This is a genomic window from Bacillus sp. SG20033 (genome assembly GCF_044570195.1).
GTDB classification, from domain to species: Bacteria; Bacillota; Bacilli; order Bacillales; family Bacillaceae; genus Bacillus; species Bacillus subtilis.
This window is the reverse complement of the sequence record NZ_CP172606.1, coordinates 3064072-3089502: the sequence shown is the minus strand read 5'-3', so window position 1 is coordinate 3089502 and position 25431 is coordinate 3064072. Positions and strand designations below refer to the sequence as shown.

Sequence of the window (25431 nt, the reverse complement as noted above, 5' to 3'; positions counted from 1 at the left end):
TGGGCTTTTATATTACTGCGCTAACGCTTTTTCTAGCGTTTCGGCAAATTGAGTTAAGTATTTTTCATCAATTTCGTCGAAACGGTTTTTCACTGGGCTGTCGATGTCCAAGACGCCGACAATTTTTCCGTCTACACGAATCGGAAGCACAATTTCTGATTGGGACGCTGCATCGCAGGCGATATGTCCAGGAAACGCGTTTACATCCTCAACACGTTCCACTTTTCCGTTTGCGTACGCTGTGCCGCAAACCCCTCTGCCGAAAGGAATCCGAACACATGCCGGGAGGCCTTGGAACGGACCTAACACAAGCTGTCCATCCTCTTCTTTGGCAAAATAGAAACCCGCCCAGTTGACTTCAGGCAGCGAATGATACAGCAGTGCTGAGGCATTTGCATAGTTAGCTATTTGGTCTGTTTCGTCTTCGGTCATGGCTTCGAGCTGTTTTAGCAGAAGCTGATAGTCTTTTTCTTTATCTCCAGATTGTTTTTCGACATGGAACATGGAAAACCCTCACTTTTTCTATAATATAAAACAAAGTTCCGGCTTTTCTGCCGGCATTTGTCGATAAGCTCTTACAGGAACAGCGGCTTTCTGCTTGAATAGTATCAAGAGGAAGGAGTGAGCCGTATGAAAGTAAGCACCAAAGACAAAATTATTGAATCTGCTGTCATGCTTTTTAACCAAAAAGGATTTTCTGGCACGTCTGTCCGTGAAATCGCAAAGTCAGCTGATGTAAATGTTGCGCACATCTCCTACTATTTTAAAGGCAAAGGAGGCTTGATGGAACACTTAGTTTCAGAGTTTTACGAGGGCTACAGCAAAACGCTTGAAACAGCGGCAAGCAATATCTCTTCTCAAAGCACGCAGGAACAGCTTCTTCAATTGGTTTTCGATATTTTATCCTATCAGCATAATCATCGTCAATTAACTCGTTTTGTCTACCGGGAAGTCACAATTGACTCCACATTAATCAGGGAAATTATGTCGACATATCTAATGAAGGAAAAGTATATCTTCCAGCTGATCATTGAGGAAGGAGAAAAACAGCGTGAATATTTAACGCTGCCGATGCCTCATTTTATTCTCCAATTAAAATCTCTCTTGATGATGCCCTATCTCCAGCCTCAATATATTTCAGAAGTACTCTACATGCAGCCGCACGAGCCGTATTTTTATAAAATGTATTTTGAAGAAATCAAGATTTGGATCAGAAGCGTCTTCCGGACAGGGGACGTGGCGCTCACCAACTAGCACCGTTCCAAAAACGCCTCATACGCATATCCGACATCTCCCGCTTGATGGGCATCTGACCCAAACACAAGCGGGATCTTCTTTTGCTTCGCTTCATTCAGCATCCAATCCTCGATATAAATACCGCCAGCGTAAGTTTTTCTTAAGCCGGAAGTATTGAAGTCGAGCTCCATTCCGTTTTCTTCAATGGCATTCAGGCACAGGGAAACGAGGCCGCGAATATGTTCTGACATGCTGTATGGAAACAGCTTGATGAATTTTTGGACGAGTGTGATGTGACCGACTCTTTTTGGCTTATAAACGCCGAGAGATGCTACAATGGAAGAATAGATACTCCGGTAATATTGTTCATATACCGCTTCAATGCTTCCGCAGGCTGAAATCAGCTCTTTGAAGGTATGCTCGTCATAATCAAGGCATAGATAGGAAGAGTCTGTGCGCAAAAAATGAACGGATAAGATGCTGTCATCTAAATATGGCCCGTATGTGTCTAGGAATAATGTAATTTCGTCTTCAAATTCAGCGATATAATCGACTTCAAGTCCTGTCCGTATGCTAAGCTGTCCGCGATATTCTTTTTTTAATCCGGAAATTTCATGAATATAGCGTTCCAAAGAAGCTTGCGCCATCGCGCTGTCTTTCAGCGGCGTGGGATCGGTAAAAGAGGGCGGCAATGGGGCGTGTTCGGTAAAAGTAATCGATTCGAACCCTTTTTTTAAGGCTTCTTCTGCATATTGTCTGAGTGTGTCATTGGAGCCGTGAGGGCAAAATGGTGTGTGAATATGTCCGTCTCGCTTTTGCATTGATGTCACCCCATGAAAAAATAGTCAAATCCTGCCGATTTTGCACAAAAAGTTTTTGATTTCTGGTCAAAAAATGTTTGTTACATGGTATCATAATAACAATGAAAACGACAGTTTTTCTCAATACATATCCTGAAATCTTTCTGAATAAATAAAACACCCTGACAGATTAAGGTAAACAGCAAGGGGGCTCATTATGGAGTTTGTCATTGGATTATTAATTGTACTGCTTGCGCTGTTTGCGGCAGGCTACTTTTTCAGGAAAAAAATCTACGCCGAAATCGACCGGCTGGAATCGTGGAAGATTGAAATTCTAAATCGGTCGATCGTGGAAGAAATGTCTAAAATAAAACATTTAAAAATGACGGGTCAGACAGAAGAGTTCTTTGAGAAGTGGCGTGAAGAATGGGATGAGATTGTCACAGCCCACATGCCGAAAGTTGAAGAGCTCCTTTATGATGCCGAGGAAAATGCAGACAAATACCGGTTTAAAAAGGCCAATCAAGTGCTCGTTCATATCGACGACCTGCTGACAGCGGCTGAATCAAGCATTGAAAAGATTCTTCGGGAAATCAGCGATCTTGTCACAAGTGAGGAAAAGAGCCGTGAAGAGATTGAACAGGTGAGGGAGCGCTATTCGAAATCTCGAAAAAACCTGCTGGCTTACAGCCACCTTTACGGGGAGCTTTATGACAGCCTTGAAAAGGATCTGGACGAAATTTGGAGCGGCATCAAACAATTTGAAGAAGAAACAGAAGGCGGAAACTATATTACTGCACGAAAAGTACTGCTTGAGCAGGACCGCAATCTTGAACGGCTTCAGTCATACATAGATGATGTGCCGAAGCTGTTAGCTGACTGTAAACAGACGGTGCCCGGACAGATTGCAAAGCTCAAGGATGGCTATGGCGAAATGAAAGAAAAAGGGTACAAGCTTGAGCATATCCAGCTTGATAAGGAATTAGAAAATCTGTCAAACCAGCTGAAACGAGCGGAACATGTCCTGATGACTGAGCTGGATATTGATGAAGCGTCCGCAATCCTGCAGCTCATTGACGAAAATATTCAATCTGTTTATCAGCAGCTGGAGGGCGAAGTTGAGGCCGGTCAATCCGTACTAAGCAAAATGCCTGAATTGATTATTGCTTACGACAAGCTTAAAGAAGAGAAAGAGCATACGAAGGCGGAAACTGAGCTGGTGAAGGAAAGCTACAGGCTGACAGCCGGTGAGCTCGGCAAACAGCAGGCTTTTGAAAAGCGCCTTGATGAAATTGGAAAGCTGCTATCATCCGTTAAAGATAAGCTTGATGCAGAGCATGTCGCTTACTCACTTTTAGTAGAAGAAGTTGCTTCAATAGAGAAGCAAATTGAAGAAGTGAAAAAAGAGCATGCCGAGTATCGTGAAAATCTGCAAGCGCTGAGAAAAGAAGAGCTTCAGGCGAGGGAGACACTCAGCAATTTGAAAAAAACAATTTCTGAGACAGCTAGACTGCTGAAGACTAGCAACATTCCAGGGATTCCGAGCCATATTCAAGAGATGCTGGAGAACGCGCATCATCATATTCAAGAAACAGTCAATCAACTAAACGAACTTCCATTAAATATGGAAGAAGCCGGAGCCCATTTGAAACAAGCAGAAGAAATCGTCAACAGGGCAAGCCGGGAATCAGAGGAACTTGTCGAGCAGGTCATCCTCATTGAAAAAATCATTCAGTTCGGAAACCGGTTCAGAAGCCAGAATCATATTTTATCTGAACAGCTGAAAGAAGCGGAAAGACGTTTTTATGCTTTTGATTATGACGACTCTTATGAAATTGCAGCTGCCGCTGTAGAAAAGGCTGCGCCAGGTGCAGTTGAAAAAATCAAAGCAGACATATCCGCTTAGATAATCACGACTATGAAAAAGAGCCCGCAGTGTAATGAGCAGGCTCTTTTTTTCATTGCAAAACGCCTGCGCAATAACGCAGGCGTTCTGTGACATTAACTTATTTCATTAAGCTGTTTGGATGGTCCGATGAATAAGGTAAGCACATAGCCGATAACCGCTCCGACGATTCCTGGAAGCACCCAGCCGATGCCGAGGCTGTAAAGAGGAAGATTCGCATTTAGAAACACATCTAAAGATCCAAGTGAAAAACCGGCTGCTTTGATACCGTCTAAAATACTGAAAAGTCCTGTACCGATCAAGCATGCGATGTACACTTCGCGTCTTTCTTTAAAGATCTTATCGATGAAGGAAAGAACGATAATGACAATGGCAAGCGGATAGATAGCTGATAAAATAGGAACAGAAAACGCGATAATTTGCGCGAGTCCGAAATTCGCAATGATCAAGCTGAATAACGTGACAATCGTAACGACAATTTTATATGATAATGCCGGAATAAGTTTTGAAAAATATTGGCCGCAAGATGTGACAAGGCCGATGCTTGTTGTTAAACATGCGACTGTAATCGCTGCTCCGAGTACGATGTTGCCTAATGAACCGAATAAATAATGGGAAGACGCAGATAAAATTTTAGCTCCTTCACCAACAGGACCGATGGCATTTGTGCTTGTTGCACCTAAATAAGCAAGGGATACATAAATGAAAGTCAGCCCTAAAGCGGCAATCACACCTGCTTTAATGCAGGCTGCAGCAAGAGCTTTAGACTGTGTAACGCCTTTGCTTTTTACAGCATTTACAACGACAACGCCAAATACAATTGAAGCAAGTGCGTCCATTGTTTTATAGCCTTCTAAAAATCCTTTAAAAACCGGTGTTCCTTTATATGCTTCTGTCACGGCGCCCAATCCGCCCATCGGCGTGAAGATGGCTTTGAGAACAATGATTAAAATAATTGTGAATTTGATGGGAGTCAGAATTTTTCCGACTCGATCCACAACCTTAGATGGGTTTAACGCTAAATAGTACGTAACGCCGAAAAAGATAAGTGTAAATATTAATAAAGAAAGTCTTTCTGGTACGCCAGTCAAAAACGGTACAGCGCCAATTTCATATGAAACAGTTCCTGTTCTCGGGATGGCGAATAATGGTCCGATTGATAAATAAAGCACGACAGTAAAGATTGTGCCGAAAACAGGGTGCGCTTTGTCAGCAAGGCCTTTAGCGTCCTTACCGGTTAATGCGATGGCGATAATGCCGAGAAGCGGCAGGCCTACCCCTGTCAGTAAAAATCCGCCGATGGCCTTCCAGACGTTGTGTCCGGCTGCTTGTCCAAGTTCCGGCGGATAAATCATATTTCCTGCTCCAAAGAATAACGCAAATAGCATGAAACCAATAATAATGGTATCTTTGACAGGCAGTGAGTGTTTCATGAAAAAAATCCTCCTAATAATTATGTTAAAATATTCTGTCAATTAATTGTCAGATAATATGACGAAACGAACAAATCTTATTATATGGTAAAAAAATTAGAAGTCAATACTAGTTTTTCGTAATTTTCTATTAAATTTTGTTATGGTAACATAAATATCATACCTTGTACCGCTTTCATAAAGGAGTAAAAAAGATGATATATTTAGATAATAGTTCAACTACGAAGCCCTACGATGAAGTCTTGAACGTGTATGAACAGACAAGCAGCCGATACTTTGGCAATCCTTCATCTTTGCACCGATATGGAGCCGAAACGGAACAGCTGCTTCAAGCAGCCAAAAATCAAATCAAAAGGTCCTTAGGCCTAAAAAAATATGATATTGTATTTACGTCAGGCGCCACAGAAGCCAATAATGCGGCTTTAAAAGGAGCGGCTTTGTCAAAGATAAAAACAGGCAAACATATCATTGCCACTTCTATTGAACATCCATCCGTTACGGAATCGTTAGAACAGCTGAAAGAATTGTTCGGGTTTGATATCACTTATCTTTCTGTGAATGAAGACGGATTTGTTTCTATTGAAGAACTAAAAGCAGCCATCCGTCCCGATACTGTGCTTGTCAGCATGATGCATGTGAACAATGAAGTCGGTTCCGTGCAGCCGATTGAAGAGGCAGGAGAAGTGCTGAAAGAGCATTCGAACATTTTGTTTCACGTCGATTATGTGCAGGGCATCTATAAAGTGCCCTTGGCAATTGAAAAGGCCGGCATTGATCTATGTTCAATTTCGGGGCATAAATTTCACGGCCTAAAGGGGACAGGCGCACTTATTGTAAAAGAAGGAACACGCCTTATTCCGCTCATAACGGGAGGCTCTCAGCAAAAAGGCATACGGGCCGGAACAGAACATACTGCTGGTGCGGTTTCGCTTGCCAAGGCCATTAATCTGGCCTCTGCTGATTTTGACACACGGCTTGACACGATGACTGCCGCAAAGGAATTGTTTATGAAAAGGCTGAGTGAAATTGAGGGCGTCGTTATCAACACGCCTCAAATGAATAGCGCGCCGCACATTATTAATTTCTCTGTACCGGGGATTAAAGCGGAAGTGCTTTTACACATGCTTGAGGAACAGGATATATTCGTCTCCACAACATCGGCTTGCTCGGCAAAAGAACATAAGCCCAGTAAAGTTCTCTTAGAGATGGGCAAAGGAGAGCAGATTGCCGGAAGCAGCATCAGAATCAGTTTAAATTACAGCCAGACAAGCGATGTGGCAGAACCGTTTATGAACGCGCTTCGTCCTGGTATCAAAAAATTAAGGGAAATGATGAGGTAGAACATGAATTACGATCATATATTAATTCGTTTTGGGGAAATTTCGACCAAAGGCAAAAACAGAAAAAGCTTTATTGAGCGCTTAAAACAAAACATCAGACTCGTTTTGAAAGACTATCCGAATTTAAAATACTTTTCCAACAGGGATCGTATGACGATTACATTAAATGGAGAGGATCCTGAGGCTCTTTTTCCTCATTTAAGGCAAGTGTTTGGGATTCAAAGCTTCAGCCTGGCAATTAAATGTGACAGCCGCCTTGATGATATTAAGGCAACCGCACTAAAGGCTATCAAAGATCAGTATAAACCAGGTGATACGTTTAAAGTCGCGACAAAGAGAGCGTATAAGCAATTTGAATTAGATACAAACCAGATGAACGCTGAAATCGGCGGCCATATTTTGCGAAATACAGAAGGATTGACGGTCGATGTTCGCAACCCAGACATCCCGCTCAGAATCGAAATCAGGGAAGAAGCAACATTTTTGACAATTCGTGATGAAAAAGGTGCAGGCGGGCTGCCAGTTGGTTCAGCAGGAAAAGCGATGCTGATGCTTTCTGGCGGTTTTGACAGCCCTGTGGCCGGTTTTTATGCGATGAAACGGGGATTGTCGGTAGAAGCTGTTCATTTCTTCAGCCCGCCATACACAAGCGAGCGCGCAAAGCAAAAGGTAATGGATCTGGCGAAATGTCTGTCCCGTTTTGGGGGAAGCATGACACTTCATATTGTTCCATTTACAAAAACGCAAGAGCTCATTCAAAAACAAATTCCTGAAAATTACACAATGACGGCAACCCGCCGCCTCATGCTTCAGATCGCCGACAGAATCAGAGAAAAGAGAAACGGGCTTGCCATTATTACGGGAGAAAGCCTCGGTCAGGTAGCGAGCCAAACGCTTGAAAGCATGTATGCAATTAATGCGGTGACGTCAACACCGATTTTGCGTCCGCTAATCGCCATGGACAAAACAGAAATCATCGAAAAATCACGGGAAATTGGCACATATGAGACAAGTATTCAGCCGTTTGAAGACTGCTGCACGATCTTTACACCGCCAAGCCCGAAAACACGCCCTAAAAAAGAGAAAATTGAACACTTTGAAAGCTTTGTTGATTTCGAGCCGTATATTCAAGAAGCGGTAGATAACATTGAGACAATGACCCTTTATAGCGAACAAGAAGCTAACGATAAATTCGCTGAACTCTTTTAAATCAATTTTCAGCTCCTGTATACAATTACCAAAGTTTTTCTGAATGAAGCCATGTGTTTTGACACATTCTATACTCACAAGGAGGTGAGACACATGGCTAACAATAACTCAGGTAACAGCAACAACCTTTTAGTACCAGGAGCTGCTCAAGCGATCGACCAAATGAAATTAGAAATCGCTTCTGAATTCGGTGTAAACCTTGGAGCAGACACAACTTCTCGCGCTAACGGTTCTGTTGGAGGAGAGATCACAAAACGTCTTGTATCTTTTGCTCAACAAAACATGGGCGGAGGACAATTCTAATTTACAATTTCACATAATGGCTTAGGAGTGGGGGTATCCCCACTCTTTTTCATTTTTTACATATAAAAAAGGACCAGCGGCCTATAAAATCTATGTTTACAGAGGTTGCTTTTAGGCATATCCTTACGGAAAGAGCCTGTATTTATGTATAATGGGTGGAGAAAGTGAGGAGTTGTTCGTGTTAAAACGTGAAGATTTAATTGCCCCTGTGCAATATAATTTAGTGAATGAAATGGAAAAGTTCAGTGCTGCTGGACAAAAAACCGCTCTTCTATGGGAGGACGAGTCGGGCAAGCAAGAATCTTGGTCGTATGAAAAGCTGATGGAAGAAACAAATAAAATCGGAGCGGCCTTAGCTGATCTTGGATTTAAAAAGGGAGACAAGCTGATTGTAATGGTTCCGCGGGTGCTTGAAGCCTATGCTGTTTATTTGGCTATCCTGAAATCAGGAATGGTTGTCATTCCGTGCTCCGAAATGCTTCGCGCGAAAGATCTTGAATACCGGATTGAACATGCAGAGGTAAAAGGCGCTATCGTCTACTCAGAATTTATTGGCGCTTTCCGGGATGTCAGTACGACTGACAAACTGATTACACTGTCTATTGGTGAAAATGATGCCGGCTGGAAAAACCTCTTATCAATTGAAGCGGACGGAAGCCAATTTAAAACAGCTGACACAACAAGAGATGATATGGCTTTCTTATCTTATACATCCGGGACAACAGGTCAGCCGAAAGGTGTTGTACATACACATGGATGGGCATTTGCTCATTTAAAAACTTCTGCCGGCGCTTGGCTTGATATTTCTGAAAAGGATATCGTCTGGGCAACTGCTGCCCCTGGCTGGCAAAAGTGGGTATGGAGTCCGTTTTTAGCGGTGCTTGGCAGCGGAGCAACCGGTTTTGTGTACCACGGCAGATTCAAAGCAGAAAAATATCTAGAGCTTTTAAATCGCTACAAAATCAATGTTTTCTGCTGCACTCCGACAGAATACCGCTTAATGGCGAAGGTTGAAGGCTTGGAACGCTTTGATCTTTCTGCCCTGCACAGCGCTGTTTCCGCAGGTGAGCCGCTCAACCGTGAAGTCATTGATGTTTTCCAAAAGCACTTTGGCATTAAGGTACGGGACGGATATGGCCAAACAGAAAGCACGCTTTTGGTTGGTGTTTTGAAAGATACGCCTATTAAACCGGGAAGCATGGGAAAACCGACACCGGGAAATCAGGTGGAGATCATAAATGAAGACGGTGAAATCTGCAAACCTGGTGAGGTTGGCGATATCGCTGTTCACCTCAGTACGCCTGCGCTCTTTAAAGAGTATTTTAAAGATCCGGAAAGAATGAAAACACAAATTCGCGGCGATTATTTCCTAACGGGAGACAGAGCAAGAAAAGATGAGGAAGGTTACTTCTGGTTTGAAAGCCGAAATGACGATATTATTATCAGCTCCGGCTATACGATCGGGCCTTTCGAGGTGGAAGACGCGCTTGTTAAGCACCCAGAAGTAAAAGAATGTGCTGTTGTCGCAAGCCCTGATGAAATCAGAGGCTCCATCGTAAAGGCATATGTTGTCCTGCAAAATCATGAAAAACGCAGTGATGAGCTTGTCAAAATGCTGCAAAACCATGTGAAGACGATTACCGCTCCATACAAATATCCTAGAGAAATTGAATTTGTGGAAAGCCTGCCGAAAACGGCTTCTGCAAAAATCAGACGAGTGGAATTAAGAAAACGTGAAGAACAGCTCAAAGCCAATAAAAAGGCGTAAAGAAAGAGAGTGAACGTGAATGAAGGCGATATGGCACGGCGGTTTCATTTATACGATGCTCGAAGAAGGCGATCGGACTGAGGCAGTTTATGTTGAGGATGGTGTTATAAAAGGCACCGGCAGCTATGAACGTTTGAAGGAAAAGTACGGGTCGCCGGAAACAGAAGAAATCAGCCTGAACGGAGCAGTGATGTTCCCCGGTTTTGTTGACAGCCATCTACATTTGATCGGCCACGGTGAGAAACAGCTTCAGCTCGATCTGTCCGCACTGACGTCGAAAGATTCAATTTTACAGGCTGCGAAGGAAAGAGAGCGGCAGCTTCCTAAAAACGATTGGCTCATTGGAGAAGGCTGGAATGAAAATCAGTTTGAGACACCTGACTACTTGACTAAGCATGATCTTGATCGCCTGTTTCCTGACAGGCCCGTCTTGCTCAAGCGTATATGCCGGCATGCAATAGCTGTCAATTCTGCGGCTCTTCAAGCAGCGGGAATTTCAAGAAATACTCCTGATCCTGACGGCGGAGTCATCGTAAAAGATGCAAATGGCGAGCCGACCGGACTCCTGTTTGATAAGGCGCAGGATTTGATTCTGAAGGCTGTCCCGCCAGTCTCCCAGCACTATGTTGATGAGGCATTAACGGCTGCAATAAAGGATTGCTGGACAAAAGGCCTGACGGGCGGTCATTCGGAAGACTTGTCCTATTATGGTGATGTTTCGGTGCCGATGAAAGCTTATGAGAAAGCTGCCGCTGGCGGAAAGTATCCGTTTCGCTGCCATTTGCTCGTTCATCATGAAGCTGTCGATCGATGGGAGCAGCTGGAGAAGCTGTCCGGCCCGTATGTGGAGTTCGGTGCTATGAAAATCTTTGCGGACGGGGCGCTTGGCGGGAGAACGGCTTTATTGAAAGAACCATATCAGGATGATCCATCAACAAATGGTGTTCAGGTTCACGATGACGAAACCCTTGGCCGGCTCATTCGCAAAGCGAGAGAAAAAGGGATGGAGGTTGCTGTTCATGCAATCGGCGATCTTGCTTTTGAAAAAGTGCTGAACGCAATAGAAAAGCATCCGCCCAAAAACGGCCGGCATGATCGGCTTATTCATGCTCAAGTGCTTGATAACGAATTAATCGAGAGAGCAGCACGCATGCCGATCGCGCTTGATCTTCAGCCGCATTTCGTTGCAAGCGACTTTCCGTGGGTCATTGACCGTCTCGGAAAAGACCGGATGAAGACTGCATTTGCCTGGAAAACCCTCATATCTAAAGGCATTTTATGCGCGGGCGGTTCAGACGCCCCGATTGAGCCTGTTGACCCGCTTCTAGGGATCCAGTCCGCAGTCCTCCGGAAAAGCAGTCATGAGCAAAATGGGCCAAGCTATAATGAAAGTGAATGTTTACCTGTACATGAAGCGATAAAGCTTTATACAGAAGGTAGCGCCGGTATCATTTATAAAGAGAAGTCACGCGGAAAAATTGCGGAAGGCTATGACGCGGATTTTACAGTTCTCAGTGGTGATCCGTTTGCCATTGACCCCGCACAGCTTCATCTTTTAGAGATTAAAAAAACCGTGATTAACGGCCAGATTGTATATGAGAAATCATAAAAGGACAGGCAGCAGCCTGTCCTTTTATTTTCTATAAAAAAGTACGCTTCACTTTTTCCCAAAATGAATTGTCCTTTAGTTTGACTGTTTTGATTTGCTTATTAGACAGTTTGATTTCGATCGTCTTCACATTTCTCGTGCTGAGTGCTTCATTGTCTAAGCCAATGATTGGGTGCTCATTGCCGTCTTGTACCACACGAAGGGTCAGCTTTCGGTCAGAGCTGAGGACAAATGGCGAGCCGAGTGTCCGGTAGGTATTATTGTTAAGGGATGCAAGCTCTGATACCTGCATGCATGGAAGCAATGGATCAACAACAGCTCCTGCAACAGACTTGTTATAGGCGGTGCTGCCTGTAGGCGTTGAGATAATCATCCCGTCACCTCTAAATGTTTCAAAGTGCAGATCGTCAATCAGCACGTCCATCACAAAGGTTTTGATGATGCTTGAGCGGATGGATACCTCGTTTAAGCAGTGAAAAGGACTGGCTTGATCCACTGTCACTTCAATCAGCGGGTATTTTCTCACTTCAATTTGTTCGAACGTCATTGCATCGACCATTTTTTCTCGCTCATCACTATGAAAGTCGCAATATAAATGAGCTTTCCCCTTTTTGGTAATGCCGACGTACAAGCAGTCGTCACGAAAATTCGTCTTTCTGACTGCCTGCAAAAATGTGCCGTCCCCGCCAATGCTAGCGATAATATTGGCGTCTGAGTGCTGGTTCACAACGGTAAATCCATGCTCTTCCGCCAATTGTGTTAACGAGTGGGCTTGTTCGTTCGTTTCCTGATCCTGTTTGTGAAAAAAATAAACATTACGGCGTTGATCGGTCATATCCCATTTCCCCTTTGCTGTCATATTTAAGTTTTTCTGCCATCCAGTATTTGTGATAAAATACCTTTGGCCATAAGTGTACCACGTTTGCCGGCAGCCCGTTAAGCCGGAGCTTTCTCATGAAGTGAAACATTTTTCATATTGAATCGTATAATGAGAGAGTTTAGGAAAAAGGAGGAGAAAAAATGAATGCAAAAAGATGGATTGCATTAGTGATTGCTCTGGGGATTTTCGGCGTGTCTATTATCGTCAGCATCTCTATGAGTTTCTTTGAAAGCGTCAAAGGCGCTCAAACGGATCTCACATCACTGACGGATGAATCGCAGGAAAAGACGCTGGAAAACGGCAGTCTCTCAAGTAAAATTGCCGTATTAGAGGTCAGCGGCACCATTCAGGATAATGGGGACTCAAGCAGTCTGCTTGGTGCAGACGGATATAACCACAGAACGTTCTTAAAAAACCTTGAGCGCGCAAAAGATGACAAGACGGTCAAAGGTATCGTTCTGAAGGTGAATTCTCCGGGTGGCGGAGTGTATGAAAGTGCTGAAATACATAAGAAACTGGAAGAAATCAAGAAAGAAACGAAAAAACCGATTTACGTGTCAATGGGTTCGATGGCAGCATCAGGAGGCTATTACATCTCAACAGCGGCTGATAAGATTTTTGCGACACCGGAAACCCTGACCGGGTCACTCGGCGTCATTATGGAAAGCGTCAATTATTCAAAGCTTGCCGATAAGCTTGGCATTTCTTATGAAACGATTAAGAGCGGGGCCCATAAGGACATTATGTCTCCTTCCCGTGAGATGACGAAAGAAGAAAAAAACATCATGCAATCGATGGTTGATAATTCGTATGAAGGCTTTGTTGATGTCATTTCAAAAGGGCGCGGCATGTCGAAAGCAGAGGTAAAGAAAATTGCGGACGGCCGCGTGTATGACGGACGGCAGGCGAAAAAACTGAACCTCGTTGATGAGCTTGGTTTTTATGACGATACCATTACGGCCATGAAAAAGGATCACAAGGATTTGAAAAACGCCTCTGTCATTTCTTATGAGGAAAGCTTCGGATTAGGCTCACTGTTTTCCATGGGCGCGAACAAAATGTTTAAAAGTGAAATTGATTTTTTGAATATGAGAGAAATTCTATCGCAATCCGGTTCGCCGAGAATGATGTATCTCTATGCGAAGTAGGAGGGAACAATAATGGACGCGACATATGAAGAGTTAGAGCGCAATGACATCAAAGGCCCGCAAGAAGCGGAGCAGCTGACACATGCCTATGCTGGCTTTTGGGTTCGTTTCTGGGCTTTCCTGCTTGATTGGCTCGTGATATGGGGATTAAACCATTTGCTCGTTTCTCCCCTCTTTACCGTATTGGATCTGCCGAAAACATCCGGCATGTTTACCTTCTCGGCCTACAGTGTGACAACGCTTATTGTGTATCTTGCCTATTTCGCACTAATGACAAAATACTTCAGGCAGACGCTTGGTAAAATGGTGTTCGGCCTCAAAGTGGTTTCTGTGAAGCAAGATAGCAAGCTGACATGGAGTACAGTGATTTTTCGTGAAGTGGTTGGACGGTATATTGATAAGATTTGGATTTTATATATCGTTGTTGCTTTTTCACCTACAAAACAAGGGATTCATGATTACATCGCGGATACCACCGTGGTGCATGAAAAATTATACCGCAAATAACCGATAACCCGGACTTCCGTCCGGGTTTATTTTTTTAGGAATTGGCGATAATGCTCCTAGAGGAAGTGAAGAATATGGTGTATGTACTGACAGCCATTCTTATTCTCATAGGGATCGTACTGCTTCTCAGAATGAAAATTCATGTTGCGCTGGAGTATCTTCATGCCGATGATAATGACAAATTGACCTTGAAGATTACGGCGCTGTTTGGCCTTATAAGGATCAAAAAAACAATCCCGGCGATTAAGGTAAACAAAGAAGACGGAACAGTGGATATCAAACAAAAAACTGAATCTAAAATGAAAAAAAGCAGCGGAAAGAAAAAAATTACACAAAACGATGTGCAGCAAAGCATTAATAAAATCGAAATGCTTTTGCATCAGGTTACCAGACTACGAAAAATCAGCGCGTCTTTTCTCGCGCATTTACATATCACAAAACTAGAATGGGTTACAGTAATCGGAATTCAGGATGCGGCAGTGACAGGTGTGTTAACAGGTGCTGTATGGGGTGTGAAGGGCGGTATCGCAGCAATGCTCTACGACCACCTGGACTTTGTGAATAAACCTGTCTATGAGGTGATCCCGTCGTTTCAAGTCCCAGTTTCCAAGACCCATTTTCAGTGTATATTCTTTTTTCGCTTTGGACATGCTATGCTTGCAGCTTTCAAATTCGTCAAATACGGACGGGAGCTATCCGTATTAAAGAAGAATCCGTCGGCTAGAATGACTTCAAAGAATGATTCATCAGTTTAAGGAGGAAGCGTATATGGCAGACCATCCCATCCAAGGTTTAATGAAAACCGCAATGGAAAACTTGAAGGAAATGATTGATGTTAACACCATCATCGGAGATCCAGTAGAAACGCCTGATGGAAGTGTGATTTTAACTGTTTCTAAAGTTGGATTCGGATTCGCCGCAGGCGGAAGCGAGTTTGGCGGAAAGCCGGCCGAAAAGAAATCGGAAGACGATGAGACAAGAGAACAGAAACTTCCTTTCGGAGGCGGAAGCGGGGGCGGTGTGTCCATTACGCCGATCGCGTTTTTAATTGTCGGATCGACAGGCATCAGAATGCTTCATTTAGATGAAAATACCCATTTAATAGAGAAAATTTTAGACGCAGCCCCTCAAACACTCGAACGCATCCAGCAAATGTTCAAGAAAAATAACAAAAACCAAGGCCAGGGCCAAAATCAAAACCAAATGAACAATATGAATTATTAAAAAAAGGTTAACTGCGCTGGCCGCAGTTAACTTTTTTTTGGCATAAACTTTGCAGTTTGCAGGAAACTTTACTATGATAGAGACATACATACAAAAGGGAGGAATTATAATGGCTGAAATTACATTCAAAGGCGGTCCGGTTACACTTGTCGGACAAGAAGTGAAGGTAGGAGATCAAGCTCCTGATTTCACAGTGCTGACTAACAGCCTTGAAGAAAAATCGTTAGCTGACATGAAAGGAAAGGTAACGATTATTTCTGTTATCCCTTCAATTGATACAGGTGTTTGTGATGCACAAACACGCCGTTTTAACGAAGAAGCTGCAAAGCTTGGAGATGTCAACGTCTACACAATCAGTGCAGACCTTCCATTCGCGCAAGCGCGCTGGTGCGGCGCTAACGGAATTGACAAAGTGGAAACACTGTCTGACCACAGAGATATGTCATTTGGCGAAGCGTTCGGTGTGTATATTAAAGAACTTCGTCTGCTTGCGCGTTCCGTATTTGTCCTTGATGAGAACGGAAAAGTCGTTTACGCTGAATATGTAAGCGAAGCAACAAATCACCCGAACTATGAAAAGCCAATTGAGGCTGCTAAGGCATTAGTGAAGTAAGCAGGGAAAAAAGCTCCAGGCTGCCGCCGGAGCTTTTTTCATGGCAAGGAGGAACACAATATGCAAAAAGACCATGTAGGTGCGGTGTATGAGCTGTTAAACGAAGCAGCGATTATGATAAAGAATGAATTGCAGATTTCATATATAGAGGCGCTGGCCGAAGCAGGAGAAATGTATTTTCTTGAAAAAACGGATCAGCTGAAACTGCCTGCTGATCAGAAAACCAAACAACTTCAGGCTCTGCTTGAAAAAGCGGAATTCGGCACGTATGAGCATGAGTGGGTACGCAAGGCTTTTCAGCTTGCCGTCCTTAAAGGAATGAAAGATATCTCCCATCCAAACAGACAAATGACGCCGGATACGATCGGGCTTTTCATCAGCTATTTGGTGAATAAGTTTATGGCGGACAAAAAGGAACTGACCATTCTTGATCCAGCCTTGGGAACTGGGAACCTTCTGTTTACCGTGCTGAACCAGCTGTCTGAAAAAACGGCAAACAGCTTTGGCATTGAAATTGATGATGTGCTCTTGAAGATCGCCTATGCCCAAGCGAATCTTCTGAAAAAAGAGCTTGAGCTTTTCCACCAGGACAGCCTTGAGCCGTTGTTTATCGATCCAGTTGACACGGTCATTTGTGATCTGCCAGTCGGCTATTATCCGAATGACGAAGGAGCAGAAGCGTTTGAGCTCAAAGCTGACGAAGGCCATTCCTTCGCTCATCATCTGTTTATTGAACAGAGCGTCAAGCATACCAAACCGGGCGGCTACTTATTTTTTATGATTCCGAATCATTTGTTTGAGAGCTCCCAAAGCGGCAAGCTGAAACAGTTTTTCAAAGATAAGGTTCATATCAACGCACTGTTGCAGCTGCCAAAATCTATTTTTAAAGACGAAGCTCATGCCAAAAGCATCCTTGTGCTTCAGAAACAAGGAGAGAATACGAAAGCGCCGGGGCAAATTCTGCTTGCGAATCTTCCGTCTTTCTCCAATCAAAAGGCGATGCTTGATATGATGGCTCAATTTGATGAATGGTTTAAAAAAGAAAAGTAAGTGTTTTAAAAGCAGCTTAGGCAGCCGTATGAGGTCGATGCCTAAGCTGCTTTTATTTATGCTTTTGAAGACCGGACTTGACGAATTGAATCCAGCTTTGAAACACAAAATACAGAGGGAAAAACCGCAAATTGTAAGCGTTCATCAATACAAAACCTATAGGGAATGTGTCTGAAAATAACGACTTCTTATTGTAAGCGTTATCAATACGCAAGTTGACTTGAAAAGCCGACATGACAATGTTTAAATGGAAAAGTCAGATATTTTTCGGAGAAGATGTTGATATTCACCGGGAAAAAAGTACGAAAAACGAAGTTGTTGATACAGAGTATAAAGGAGCGTCAATCATGTCCAAAATTATTGCAATTAACGCAGGAAGCTCGTCTTTGAAATTTCAGCTTTTCGAAATGCCTTCAGAAACCGTTTTAACGAAGGGTTTAGTTGAACGAATCGGTATCGCCGACAGTGTATTCACAATTTCTGTGAACGGCGAAAAAAATACAGAAGTAACTGATATTCCGGATCATGCGGTAGCTGTTAAAATGCTGCTGAATAAGTTAACGGAATTCGGCATTATTAAAGACTTGAATGAAATTGACGGAATTGGCCATCGTGTCGTTCACGGCGGAGAAAAATTCAGCGATTCTGTTTTATTAACGGATGAAACCATTAAGGAAATCGAAGATATTTCTGAATTGGCACCGCTTCACAATCCGGCAAATATCGTTGGAATTAAAGCGTTCAAAGAAGTGCTTCCAAATGTTCCTGCGGTAGCTGTATTTGATACGGCATTCCACCAAACAATGCCTGAGCAGTCTTACCTGTACAGCTTGCCGTATGAATACTATGAAAAATTCGGCATCCGTAAATACGGCTTCCACGGCACTTCACATAAATATGTAACTGAGCGTGCGGCAGAGCTTCTCGGCCGTCCGTTAAAAGACTTGCGCCTGATTTCCTGCCACCTTGGAAACGGAGCAAGTATTGCGGCTGTTGAAGGCGGAAAATCAATTGACACATCCATGGGCTTTACGCCGCTTGCCGGTGTAGCAATGGGTACACGCTCTGGAAACATCGACCCTGCCCTGATTCCATACATCATGGAGAAAACAGGCCAAACGGCTGACGAAGTATTGAATACATTAAACAAAAAAAGCGGACTGCTCGGCATTTCCGGTTTCTCAAGCGATCTTCGTGACATCGTTGAAGCAACGAAAGAAGGAAATGAGCGCGCGGAAACGGCTCTTGAAGTATTCGCAAGCAGAATCCACAAATACATCGGTTCTTACGCTGCAAGAATGAGCGGTGTAGATGCGATCATCTTTACTGCCGGTATCGGTGAAAACAGTGTGGAAGTCAGAGAACGCGTTCTTCGCGGTTTAGAATTCATGGGCGTATACTGGGATCCTGCGCTTAATAACGTGCGCGGCGAGGAAGCTTTCATCAGCTATCCGCATTCTCCAGTAAAAGTCATGATCATTCCGACTGATGAAGAAGTCATGATTGCGCGCGACGTTGTTCGTTTAGCAAAATAAATCGCATGAAAGCACATTCTCTTGAATGTGCTTTTTTGTTGATGCATGATAGTGACAGACAGAAAACATAAAAGAGGTGGGCCAATGAGCGTTCAAGAGCATAAACAAGAAGCTCCCGATATCGTTCGGTGCAAAGTGATTACTGTCAGTGACACGAGGATAGATGAAACCGATAAAAGCGGCAAGCTGATGATCTCATTTTTAGAAGAAGCCGGTCATCATATTGCCGCATATGAAATTGTAAAAGACGAAAAGGATGCTTTGCAACGGTCAGTGCTTGCGGGCTGCATGGATGAACAGACAGACGCGGTACTCTTAAACGGAGGGACAGGCATAGCAGATCGGGATGTCACAATTGAAGCCATAACGCCGCTGTTTTCGAAAGAACTGCCCGGCTTTGGAGAAATATTCAGGATGCTGAGTTATACAGAGGATATCGGCTCTGCCGCAATCATGTCGAGAGCAACTGCCGGCGTCATTCAGCATACCGCTGTTTTCTCAACGCCAGGCTCAAGCGGCGCGGTAAAGCTGGCAATGAATAAGCTGATTATTCCCGAACTTGCGCATGTGGTCAGAGAAATCAGAAAAGACAAGTAAATGAATAAATACTATGAAACTTCACCTGAAATTTAGGTGAAGTTTTTTTTATAAAAGGCTTGAAAAAACGAAACGTACTTGTTAAAGTGTATACATACAAAATGTATTTTTATTAAAAATAATTTATTTTTATACAAAATAGAAACACGGTTGAGAGGGGATTTTTATCATGTCAGAACAGAAAAAAGTCGTATTAGCATACTCAGGGGGTCTTGATACTTCCGTCGCAATAAAATGGCTTCAGGAGCAAGGATATAATGTCATCGCCTGCTGCCTGGATGTCGGTGAGGGCAAAGATTTGGCATTTGTTCAGCAGAAAGCGCTTGAAGTCGGCGCGACAAACTCCTACGTGATCGATGCAAAAGAAGAATTTGCACAGGATTACGCGCTTATCTCTTTGCAGGCCCACACAATGTATGAAGGAAAATACCCGCTTGTTTCGGCATTATCTCGACCGCTGATCGCGAAAAAACTGGTTGAAATTGCGGAAAAAGAAGATGCACAGGCGATTGCCCACGGATGCACAGGGAAAGGAAATGACCAGGTTCGTTTCGAAGTCTCCATTAAATCATTAAACCCTGACCTTGAAGTCATCGCGCCGGTTCGCGAATGGCAGTGGTCACGTGAAGAAGAAATTGAATATGCGGCTAGCCGCGGCATTCCGATTCCGATCAATCTTGACAGCCCGTATTCTATCGACCAAAACCTCTGGGGACGCGCCAATGAGTGCGGCATTTTAGAAGATCCATGGGCGGCGCCGCCAGAAGGTGCATACGATTTAACAGCTCCGCTGGAAAAAACGCCGGACACGCCGGAAGTGATTGAAATTGCATTTGAACAGGGCGTGCCTGTCTCCATTGACGGTGTTTCCTACTCGCTTTCTGAGCTGATCTTGAAGCTGAATGAAATGGCGGGCGCGCACGGTGTCGGACGTATCGACCACGTGGAAAACCGCCTCGTCGGCATTAAATCCCGGGAAGTATACGAATGCCCTGGTGCGATGACACTGATCAAAGCGCATAAAGAATTAGAAGATTTGACACTGGTGAAAGAGGTAGCCCACTTTAAACCGATCATCGAGCAAAAAATGTCAGAAATCATTTATAACGGCTTATGGTTCTCGCCGTTAAAAGACGCGCTGCACGCTTTCTTAAAAGAAACGCAAAAGCATGTCACAGGCATTGTCCGCGTGAAGCTGTTTAAAGGCCATGCAATTGTAGAAGGACGTAAATCGGAATACTCTCTATATGATGAAAAACTTGCAACATATACAAAAGACGATGCATTTGATCACCATGCAGCAATCGGATTTATCGAGCTTTGGGGACTTCCGACAAAAGTGAACAGCATCGTGAAAAAGAAGGAGCAGATTAAAGCATGAAGAAGCTTTGGGGAGGCCGATTTCAAAAAACACCGGAAAAATGGGTCGACGAGTTCGGCGCGTCCATATCATTTGACCAAAATTTAGTTGCTGAAGACATTACAGGGTCTCTCGCGCATGCTGCCATGCTGAAAAAATGCGGTATTCTGACAGCAGAAGAAGAGTTGAAAATCCGAGAGGGCCTGAATACCCTTTTGCAAAAAGCAGAGGAGGGAGCATTGGAATTCTCAGTCGATTATGAGGATATTCATTTGAACATTGAGAAAATGCTCATTGACGAAATCGGTCCTCTTGGCGGCAAGCTGCATACCGGCAGAAGCCGGAATGACCAGGTGGCGACTGACATGCATTTATATTTGAAGAATCATGTCGGCCACATCATCGATCTGATTGAGGCATTCCAAAGTGCGCTGATTGAAAAGGCGGATGCGAACGTTGAAACGATTCTGCCGGGCTACACACATCTGCAGCGCGCCCAGCCGATTTCATTCGCTCACCATCTGCTTGCGTATTTCTGGATGCTTGAGCGCGACAAGGAGCGTTTTCAGGATTCGATGAAGCGGATTAACAAATCTCCGCTCGGCTGCGGGGCGCTCGCGGGAACAACCTTCCCAATTGACCGTGATTATTCAGCGGAACTGCTCGGCTTTGATGCCATTTATGAAAACAGCTTGGACGGCGTCAGCGACAGAGACTTCATTTTGGAGTTTTTAAGCAACAGCAGTATGCTGATGATGCACCTATCCCGTTTCTCTGAAGAAATCATTTTATGGTGCTCGCAGGAGTTTAAATTCATCGAGCTTGACGATACGTACGCAACAGGAAGCAGCATGATGCCGCAAAAGAAAAATCCTGATATGGCGGAGCTGATTCGCGGCAAAACAGGACGCGTATACGGCGATATGATGGGGCTGTTTACGATCATGAAAGGACTTCCGCTCGCTTACAACAAAGATCTGCAGGAAGACAAAGAGGGCATGTTTGACACGGTGAAAACGGTGGAGGGCAGCCTGCAAATCTTTACAGGCATGATCCAAACAATGACTGTAAACAAAGACGTCATGAAGCAAGCAACAAAACAAGACTTTTCAAATGCGACGGAACTGGCGGATTATTTAGCTAAAAAGGGAATGCCGTTCAGAGAAGCGCATGAAGTGGTCGGGAAACTTGTGTACACATGCATCGAAAGAGGGATCTATTTAAGCGATATGCCGTTTGGCGAGTTTCAGCAGGCGAGCACACTATTCGAAGAAGATATTTACACTGTGTTAGACCCTTACTACGCAGTTGAAAAAAGAATGAGCGCCGGGGGCACCGGATTCAAACAGGTAAAGCAGGCGCTTGAAAAAGCGAAAGCTTGTGTGGCAGCAGGAGTTTGTTAAAATTTCCTTCATAAAATCCCGTCATTATAGCCAACCTACCTCTATAATGATGGGAGGCAGAATGATGAAAAAAGAACCGGAACGCTATATTTATGATGAACAAGAAAGCCAGGAGACAACAAGGCTCATTTCAGAAGCGTATCAAAGCGGTTATGTCGATATGCCTGATCAGGAGTCTTCATCTCCTGCAGAATAAGCTGTCTGTACAGGCAGCTTTTTTTGTATGCCAAAGTGTAAAAAGTGATATTGCAAGCCTTTTATAGTAAAGTAGAAGAAGAAACACTTTATTGAAAGCGGCGACGTTGCTTTGGGAGGTATTCATGTGCGACATGCTTTAATTACTGCCGGTTCGAAGGGTTTAGGCCGCAAAGTGACTGAAACGTTGCTTGCAAAGGGGTATTCAGTAACAGTCAATTACAGACAGGATGAGGAGGCAGTCAGCCGCCTGAAGGAAGCCTGTCCAGATTGTCTTGACCGGCTGCAATTTGTAAAAGGTGATGTCACCAAAAAAGAAGATCTGCTGCGTATTGCAGAGGCTGCCTTAAACCGCTTCGGAAGGATCGACTTTTTGATTAACAACGCGGGACCATACATATTTGAACGTAAAAAGTTAGCCGATTATACTGATGATGAATGGTATGACATGCTGGAAGGAAATTTAAGCGCCGTCTTTCATTTATTCAAAGCGGTTATTCCTATTATGAGAAAACAGCAATTTGGACGCATCATTACGTACGGATTCCAAGGTGCGGCTCACGCGCCCGGCTGGCTTCACCGATCGGCATTTGGCGCTGCGAAAGTGGGCTTGGCTTCTTTGACGAAGACAATTGCCATTGAAGAAGCCGAATTCGGCATAACCGCCAACATGGTTTGCCCAGGAGACATTGTCGGCGACATGAAAGAAGCATCGATAGAGGAAGCCAGAATGCGAATCGGCAAAGAAAAAACGCCGATAGGAAGATCCGGTACAGGCGAGGATATCGCCCGGATTATCGCTTTCTTGTGTGAGGAGAACTCAGACCTTGTGACAGGGACTATCATTGAAGCCACCGGTGGCCTCAATGTCATTAACAAGAATCAAACAACATAAGTTTTTCAGCTTTTTAAAAAGGGAAAATAAAAAAACAAAATCATGTGACGAGGTGAAAGAAATGAAAGTGACATATCACGGACATTCTGTAATCACAGTGGAAACGAAGGACCATCATATTATTTTTGATCCGTTTTTAACAGGGAATTCATTAACGGATATAAAGCCGGAGGATGTAAAAGCGGATGTCATCTTACTAACGCACGGCCACAATGACCATGTCGGTGATACTGAACAAATCGCCAAGCAAAATAACGCGTTGGTTATAGCCCCGAACGAGCTCGCTGTGTACTTAGGCTGGAAAGGCTTGAATGTTCATCCAATGCATATTGGCGGCTCCCGCCAGTTCGATTTTGGAAAAGTGAAGCTTACACAGGCCTTTCATGGATCAGCCATCACAGATGAAGAAAACAAAACGATCACTTACACAGGCATGCCTGCCGGTATTTTGCTGACTGTAGAAGATAAAACGATTTTCCACGCGGGCGATACGGCTCTTTTCTCTGATATGAAACTCATTGGCGAATTGAATCATATCGACCTTGCTTTCCTGCCGATTGGCGATAACTTTACAATGGGGCCTGAAGACGCCAAGCTTGCCGCTGAATGGCTGCGCGCAAAACAGGTCGTGCCGGTGCATTACAATACATTCCCGGTCATCGAACAAGACCCAGAAGCATTCGCTGACAGCCTGCCGGGCGGAGTCGGCAAAGTCATGTCGGTCGGTGAGACGATCGAGCTTTAAACCGTGAAACCACCTCCTGATGAATCAGGAGGTGGTTTTTATTTTTTCAGTTATCCTGTAATGGTCTTATCAGAGGTTCCTTCCAATTCTTTGCTGCGCTGCTGAAAACGTTTGGTTATCCGGGCGATCAAGTCCTTCGTGGCGCGGTCAAAATGATCTTCTTTTTGATTTGTCAACAGCCCTATGGGCGGGGTGATATCCAGGTTCAGAATTGGAATGACTTTAGTGCCGTTGAACGGTTTAGAATGTGCGGTGCTGGTAAAGATTGAAATTCCAATGTTTTCACGTACGTAATATTCATGTGACATGCTGCTTGTGAGCTCCATTTTTTTGTAGCGATTCCCGAGTTCTCTATGTAAGTGCTGTTCAATTTGTAAGCGAATGGGGCAATTGGCGGGCGTAAATATGAAGCGCTCTTCTGCTAAATCAGACAAATGGACAGCCTTCTTCTCAGCGAGCGGATGTTGATCAGATACAATCACATTTAATGTGTCATAAAAAAATGGATGGTAGTAATTTTCAAGAATCAGCTCCGGCTCGCCGCAGACTGCAAAATCAATCGTCCCGTCTAAGAGCTTTTGACTGCAGGTATTGGCGTCATCAACCTTGATATTAACTGTTATCTTTGGGTAATCCTTTAAGAAATCCTTTAAAATCTCGGGGAATATCAGACTGGCGGTTGGCTCTGAAACCCCTATGTTGATAATGCCTGCCTCTTCTTCCTTTAAGTCGGAGAGGTTGTGTTTAAGCGCCTCGTATTGTATCAAAAGATCTCCTGTTCGTTCATAAAAAAGCTTTCCTGCTTTTGTCAACTGCAGGCTTTTTCCTCTTTCAAACAGCAGTACGCCTAAATCCTGCTCCAATTGCTTCATACGCATCGATATCGTCGGCTGCGAGTAGTTGAGTATTTCTGCAGCTTTATAGAAGCTTCCAAATTTTACAATCGTATGAAACGTTTTGATTGAGCGTAACTCCAATGTGCTCCCTCCTGTTTTTCATCATTAAAAATACTGAAGTGAAGGTTTACTTTTTTTGATTAGTCAAAGATCAGAGTATGCTTTATAGTATAAACAATAAAAGCTTAGTAAACAAATAGGAATTATATATTTTGAGAAGAGGAGTGACAAAAATGAGTGAGGACATTTTTCGACTGGCAACTGTTGAAGATGCACCGGAGCTGTTGAAACTGGTTAACAGCGCATTTCAGCCCATTCGGCAGCTGGATATTGATTGGCCATCCACGAGAGCTGATATCCAAATGGTATCAGAAAATATTAAACATCATTCAGCGATTGTGCTGGAGCGGGATGGGAAGCTGATTTCAACGATTACAATCAGGTTCCCGTGGGAGAGTGAGACGCCTCCTTCAAAATATCCGTTTGTGTGGTGGTTTGCGACACTGCCGGAATATAAAGGGCAAGGCGCCGGAAGTAAGCTGCTTACGTATGTTGAAGAAAAAGTGCTTCGAGATATGCTGAAGGCTCCTGCGCTGACACTCGGCACATCGGCGCGCAAGCATCCTTGGCTTGCTGACATGTACAGAAGGAGAGGGTATGAAGTGTATTTTGAGCAGGAAAAAGACGGGGACATAGGTGTGATGATGCACAAGGTTCTGATTCCGGAACGATTTAACCCAACGCTTTTAGGTGCGCCCAGCTGGGCATGATGTGAGGCA

General features: G+C 44.0%; 27 protein-coding genes. 22 read left to right on the top strand and 5 right to left on the bottom strand.

Translation table 11 applies throughout. The features are described from left to right. Positions 1 to 12 precede the first annotated feature (12 nt). Positions 13 to 504: a GAF domain-containing protein gene (locus tag ACFVP7_RS16340; RefSeq protein ID WP_014477664.1), complete on the bottom strand. Its 492-nt coding sequence runs from the start codon at positions 502 to 504 to the stop codon at positions 13 to 15. A gap of 126 nt (positions 505 to 630) precedes the next feature. On the opposite strand from ACFVP7_RS16340, the gene refZ reads away from it, so the two are divergent. Next, positions 631 to 1254, top strand: a complete 624-nt coding sequence (gene refZ, locus ACFVP7_RS16335) for a transcriptional regulator RefZ (protein WP_042974951.1) — start codon at positions 631 to 633, stop codon at positions 1252 to 1254. Here the strand turns inward: refZ and hisJ are convergent. After that, positions 1251 to 2057 carry a histidinol-phosphatase HisJ gene (gene hisJ / locus ACFVP7_RS16330; RefSeq protein WP_003229318.1) on the bottom strand — a complete coding sequence of 269 codons (807 nt, stop codon included), beginning with the start codon at positions 2055 to 2057 and terminating at the stop codon, positions 1251 to 1253. The genes refZ and hisJ overlap by 4 nt on opposite strands. A gap of 196 nt (positions 2058 to 2253) precedes the next feature. On the opposite strand from hisJ, the gene ezrA reads away from it, so the two are divergent. Continuing rightward, positions 2254 to 3942, top strand: a complete 1689-nt coding sequence (gene ezrA, locus ACFVP7_RS16325) for a septation ring formation regulator EzrA (protein WP_014480561.1) — start codon at positions 2254 to 2256, stop codon at positions 3940 to 3942. Between the two features lie 95 nt (positions 3943 to 4037). On the opposite strand, the gene brnQ is transcribed toward ezrA, so the two are convergent. Then, the gene (brnQ, locus tag ACFVP7_RS16320) at positions 4038 to 5375 is read right to left on the bottom strand and encodes a branched-chain amino acid transport system II carrier protein (RefSeq protein ID WP_003229322.1); all 1338 of its coding nucleotides are present in this window, start codon (positions 5373 to 5375) and stop codon (positions 4038 to 4040) included. A gap of 194 nt (positions 5376 to 5569) precedes the next feature. Here brnQ and ACFVP7_RS16315 point away from each other — a divergent pair, with 194 nt between their 5' ends. The 5 genes from ACFVP7_RS16315 to ACFVP7_RS16295 all read left to right on the top strand — a co-directional run bounded on the left by ACFVP7_RS16315 (position 5570) and on the right by ACFVP7_RS16295 (position 11604). Further along, complete coding sequence (locus ACFVP7_RS16315; protein ID WP_086344201.1) at positions 5570 to 6715, top strand: cysteine desulfurase family protein; 1146 nt, start codon at positions 5570 to 5572, stop codon at positions 6713 to 6715. A 3-nt stretch (positions 6716 to 6718) separates the two neighbouring features. Continuing rightward, positions 6719 to 7924 carry a tRNA uracil 4-sulfurtransferase ThiI gene (gene thiI, locus ACFVP7_RS16310; protein WP_130572697.1) on the top strand — a complete coding sequence of 402 codons (1206 nt, stop codon included), beginning with the start codon at positions 6719 to 6721 and terminating at the stop codon, positions 7922 to 7924. A gap of 93 nt (positions 7925 to 8017) precedes the next feature. Then, complete coding sequence (sspA, locus tag ACFVP7_RS16305; RefSeq protein ID WP_003223491.1) at positions 8018 to 8227, top strand: alpha type acid-soluble spore protein SspA; 210 nt, start codon at positions 8018 to 8020, stop codon at positions 8225 to 8227. 178 nt (positions 8228 to 8405) lie between these two features. Beyond that, entirely contained in the window at positions 8406 to 9995 is a 1590-nt protein-coding gene (gene mbcS / locus ACFVP7_RS16300) for an acyl-CoA synthetase MbcS (protein WP_029318249.1), read from the top strand. Positions 9996 to 10014: 19 nt separating this feature from the next. Beyond that, the gene (locus ACFVP7_RS16295; RefSeq protein WP_338730681.1) at positions 10015 to 11604 is read left to right on the top strand and encodes an amidohydrolase; all 1590 of its coding nucleotides are present in this window, start codon (positions 10015 to 10017) and stop codon (positions 11602 to 11604) included. Positions 11605 to 11635: 31 nt separating this feature from the next. Here the strand turns inward: ACFVP7_RS16295 and ACFVP7_RS16290 are convergent, their stop codons facing one another. Continuing rightward, entirely contained in the window at positions 11636 to 12439 is an 804-nt protein-coding gene (locus ACFVP7_RS16290) for an NAD kinase (protein WP_338730680.1), read from the bottom strand. Positions 12440 to 12624: 185 nt separating this feature from the next. On the opposite strand from ACFVP7_RS16290, the gene sppA reads away from it, so the two are divergent. From sppA to ACFVP7_RS16220, 14 genes are all read left to right on the top strand, one after another. Then, positions 12625 to 13632 carry a signal peptide peptidase SppA gene (sppA, locus tag ACFVP7_RS16285; protein ID WP_069703824.1) on the top strand — a complete coding sequence of 336 codons (1008 nt, stop codon included), beginning with the start codon at positions 12625 to 12627 and terminating at the stop codon, positions 13630 to 13632. Positions 13633 to 13644: 12 nt separating this feature from the next. Beyond that, positions 13645 to 14139: an RDD family protein gene (locus ACFVP7_RS16280; protein ID WP_014477652.1), complete on the top strand. Its 495-nt coding sequence runs from the start codon at positions 13645 to 13647 to the stop codon at positions 14137 to 14139. Between the two features lie 74 nt (positions 14140 to 14213). After that, the gene (locus ACFVP7_RS16275) at positions 14214 to 14894 is read left to right on the top strand and encodes a DUF2953 domain-containing protein (protein WP_004399127.1); all 681 of its coding nucleotides are present in this window, start codon (positions 14214 to 14216) and stop codon (positions 14892 to 14894) included. Positions 14895 to 14907: 13 nt separating this feature from the next. Next, positions 14908 to 15363 carry a GerW family sporulation protein gene (gene ytfJ, locus ACFVP7_RS16270; protein WP_003223504.1) on the top strand — a complete coding sequence of 152 codons (456 nt, stop codon included), beginning with the start codon at positions 14908 to 14910 and terminating at the stop codon, positions 15361 to 15363. 109 nt (positions 15364 to 15472) lie between these two features. Beyond that, positions 15473 to 15976, top strand: a complete 504-nt coding sequence (tpx, locus tag ACFVP7_RS16265) for a thiol peroxidase (protein ID WP_003223506.1) — start codon at positions 15473 to 15475, stop codon at positions 15974 to 15976. A gap of 60 nt (positions 15977 to 16036) precedes the next feature. Continuing rightward, complete coding sequence (locus ACFVP7_RS16260; protein WP_003229346.1) at positions 16037 to 17026, top strand: class I SAM-dependent methyltransferase; 990 nt, start codon at positions 16037 to 16039, stop codon at positions 17024 to 17026. After that, a complete protein-coding gene (locus ACFVP7_RS16255) occupies positions 16998 to 17201 on the top strand; it encodes a hypothetical protein (RefSeq protein WP_123372909.1) in 204 nt (67 codons plus the stop codon). The genes ACFVP7_RS16260 and ACFVP7_RS16255 overlap by 29 nt, the downstream gene beginning before the upstream one ends. A 172-nt stretch (positions 17202 to 17373) precedes the next feature. Beyond that, complete coding sequence (locus tag ACFVP7_RS16250) at positions 17374 to 18561, top strand: acetate kinase (RefSeq protein ID WP_003223511.1); 1188 nt, start codon at positions 17374 to 17376, stop codon at positions 18559 to 18561. An 84-nt stretch (positions 18562 to 18645) separates the two neighbouring features. After that, complete coding sequence (locus ACFVP7_RS16245) at positions 18646 to 19158, top strand: molybdenum cofactor biosynthesis protein B (RefSeq protein WP_338730679.1); 513 nt, start codon at positions 18646 to 18648, stop codon at positions 19156 to 19158. Positions 19159 to 19327: 169 nt separating this feature from the next. Further along, entirely contained in the window at positions 19328 to 20539 is a 1212-nt protein-coding gene (locus ACFVP7_RS16240) for an argininosuccinate synthase (protein ID WP_003229357.1), read from the top strand. After that, the gene (gene argH, locus ACFVP7_RS16235) at positions 20536 to 21921 is read left to right on the top strand and encodes an argininosuccinate lyase (RefSeq protein WP_088467328.1); all 1386 of its coding nucleotides are present in this window, start codon (positions 20536 to 20538) and stop codon (positions 21919 to 21921) included. The genes ACFVP7_RS16240 and argH overlap by 4 nt, the downstream gene beginning before the upstream one ends. 61 nt (positions 21922 to 21982) lie before the next feature. Further along, a complete protein-coding gene (locus tag ACFVP7_RS16230) occupies positions 21983 to 22117 on the top strand; it encodes a hypothetical protein (RefSeq protein ID WP_004399018.1) in 135 nt (44 codons plus the stop codon). A 126-nt stretch (positions 22118 to 22243) separates the two neighbouring features. Continuing rightward, positions 22244 to 23011, top strand: coding sequence for an SDR family oxidoreductase (locus ACFVP7_RS16225; protein ID WP_227057862.1), 768 nt, complete (start codon positions 22244 to 22246; stop codon positions 23009 to 23011). A gap of 61 nt (positions 23012 to 23072) precedes the next feature. Continuing rightward, the gene (locus tag ACFVP7_RS16220) at positions 23073 to 23756 is read left to right on the top strand and encodes a metal-dependent hydrolase (RefSeq protein WP_003245964.1); all 684 of its coding nucleotides are present in this window, start codon (positions 23073 to 23075) and stop codon (positions 23754 to 23756) included. 50 nt (positions 23757 to 23806) lie between these two features. On the opposite strand, the gene ytlI is transcribed toward ACFVP7_RS16220, so the two are convergent. After that, the gene (gene ytlI / locus ACFVP7_RS16215; protein ID WP_122895541.1) at positions 23807 to 24733 is read right to left on the bottom strand and encodes a LysR family transcriptional regulator YtlI; all 927 of its coding nucleotides are present in this window, start codon (positions 24731 to 24733) and stop codon (positions 23807 to 23809) included. Between the two features lie 152 nt (positions 24734 to 24885). On the opposite strand from ytlI, the gene snaA reads away from it, so the two are divergent. Continuing rightward, positions 24886 to 25422: an N-acetyltransferase SnaA gene (gene snaA / locus ACFVP7_RS16210; protein WP_338730678.1), complete on the top strand. Its 537-nt coding sequence runs from the start codon at positions 24886 to 24888 to the stop codon at positions 25420 to 25422. Positions 25423 to 25431: the final 9 nt, after the last annotated feature.

What these genes read in the sequence shown, in the direction of transcription:
- ACFVP7_RS16245 (WP_338730679.1), top strand. Translation starts at nt 18,646, where the DNA reads ATGAGCGTTCAAGAGCATAAACAAGAAGCTCCCGATATCGTTCGGTGC.
- ACFVP7_RS16230 (WP_004399018.1), top strand. Translation starts at nt 21,983, where the DNA reads ATGATGAAAAAAGAACCGGAACGCTATATTTATGATGAACAAGAAAGC.
- ACFVP7_RS16340 (WP_014477664.1), bottom strand. Translation starts at nt 504, where the DNA reads ATGTTCCATGTCGAAAAACAATCTGGAGATAAAGAAAAAGACTATCAG.
- ACFVP7_RS16290 (WP_338730680.1), bottom strand. Translation starts at nt 12,439, where the DNA reads ATGACCGATCAACGCCGTAATGTTTATTTTTTTCACAAACAGGATCAG.
- ACFVP7_RS16220 (WP_003245964.1), top strand. Translation starts at nt 23,073, where the DNA reads ATGAAAGTGACATATCACGGACATTCTGTAATCACAGTGGAAACGAAG.
- brnQ (WP_003229322.1), bottom strand. Translation starts at nt 5,375, where the DNA reads ATGAAACACTCACTGCCTGTCAAAGATACCATTATTATTGGTTTCATG.
- ACFVP7_RS16275 (WP_004399127.1), top strand. Translation starts at nt 14,214, where the DNA reads ATGGTGTATGTACTGACAGCCATTCTTATTCTCATAGGGATCGTACTG.
- ACFVP7_RS16250 (WP_003223511.1), top strand. Translation starts at nt 17,374, where the DNA reads ATGTCCAAAATTATTGCAATTAACGCAGGAAGCTCGTCTTTGAAATTT.
- ACFVP7_RS16295 (WP_338730681.1), top strand. Translation starts at nt 10,015, where the DNA reads ATGAAGGCGATATGGCACGGCGGTTTCATTTATACGATGCTCGAAGAA.
- snaA (WP_338730678.1), top strand. Translation starts at nt 24,886, where the DNA reads ATGAGTGAGGACATTTTTCGACTGGCAACTGTTGAAGATGCACCGGAG.
- ACFVP7_RS16280 (WP_014477652.1), top strand. Translation starts at nt 13,645, where the DNA reads ATGGACGCGACATATGAAGAGTTAGAGCGCAATGACATCAAAGGCCCG.
- sppA (WP_069703824.1), top strand. Translation starts at nt 12,625, where the DNA reads ATGAATGCAAAAAGATGGATTGCATTAGTGATTGCTCTGGGGATTTTC.
- thiI (WP_130572697.1), top strand. Translation starts at nt 6,719, where the DNA reads ATGAATTACGATCATATATTAATTCGTTTTGGGGAAATTTCGACCAAA.
- sspA (WP_003223491.1), top strand. Translation starts at nt 8,018, where the DNA reads ATGGCTAACAATAACTCAGGTAACAGCAACAACCTTTTAGTACCAGGA.
- ezrA (WP_014480561.1), top strand. Translation starts at nt 2,254, where the DNA reads ATGGAGTTTGTCATTGGATTATTAATTGTACTGCTTGCGCTGTTTGCG.
- hisJ (WP_003229318.1), bottom strand. Translation starts at nt 2,057, where the DNA reads ATGCAAAAGCGAGACGGACATATTCACACACCATTTTGCCCTCACGGC.
- argH (WP_088467328.1), top strand. Translation starts at nt 20,536, where the DNA reads ATGAAGAAGCTTTGGGGAGGCCGATTTCAAAAAACACCGGAAAAATGG.
- ACFVP7_RS16260 (WP_003229346.1), top strand. Translation starts at nt 16,037, where the DNA reads ATGCAAAAAGACCATGTAGGTGCGGTGTATGAGCTGTTAAACGAAGCA.
- ACFVP7_RS16240 (WP_003229357.1), top strand. Translation starts at nt 19,328, where the DNA reads ATGTCAGAACAGAAAAAAGTCGTATTAGCATACTCAGGGGGTCTTGAT.
- tpx (WP_003223506.1), top strand. Translation starts at nt 15,473, where the DNA reads ATGGCTGAAATTACATTCAAAGGCGGTCCGGTTACACTTGTCGGACAA.
- ACFVP7_RS16315 (WP_086344201.1), top strand. Translation starts at nt 5,570, where the DNA reads ATGATATATTTAGATAATAGTTCAACTACGAAGCCCTACGATGAAGTC.
- ytfJ (WP_003223504.1), top strand. Translation starts at nt 14,908, where the DNA reads ATGGCAGACCATCCCATCCAAGGTTTAATGAAAACCGCAATGGAAAAC.
- refZ (WP_042974951.1), top strand. Translation starts at nt 631, where the DNA reads ATGAAAGTAAGCACCAAAGACAAAATTATTGAATCTGCTGTCATGCTT.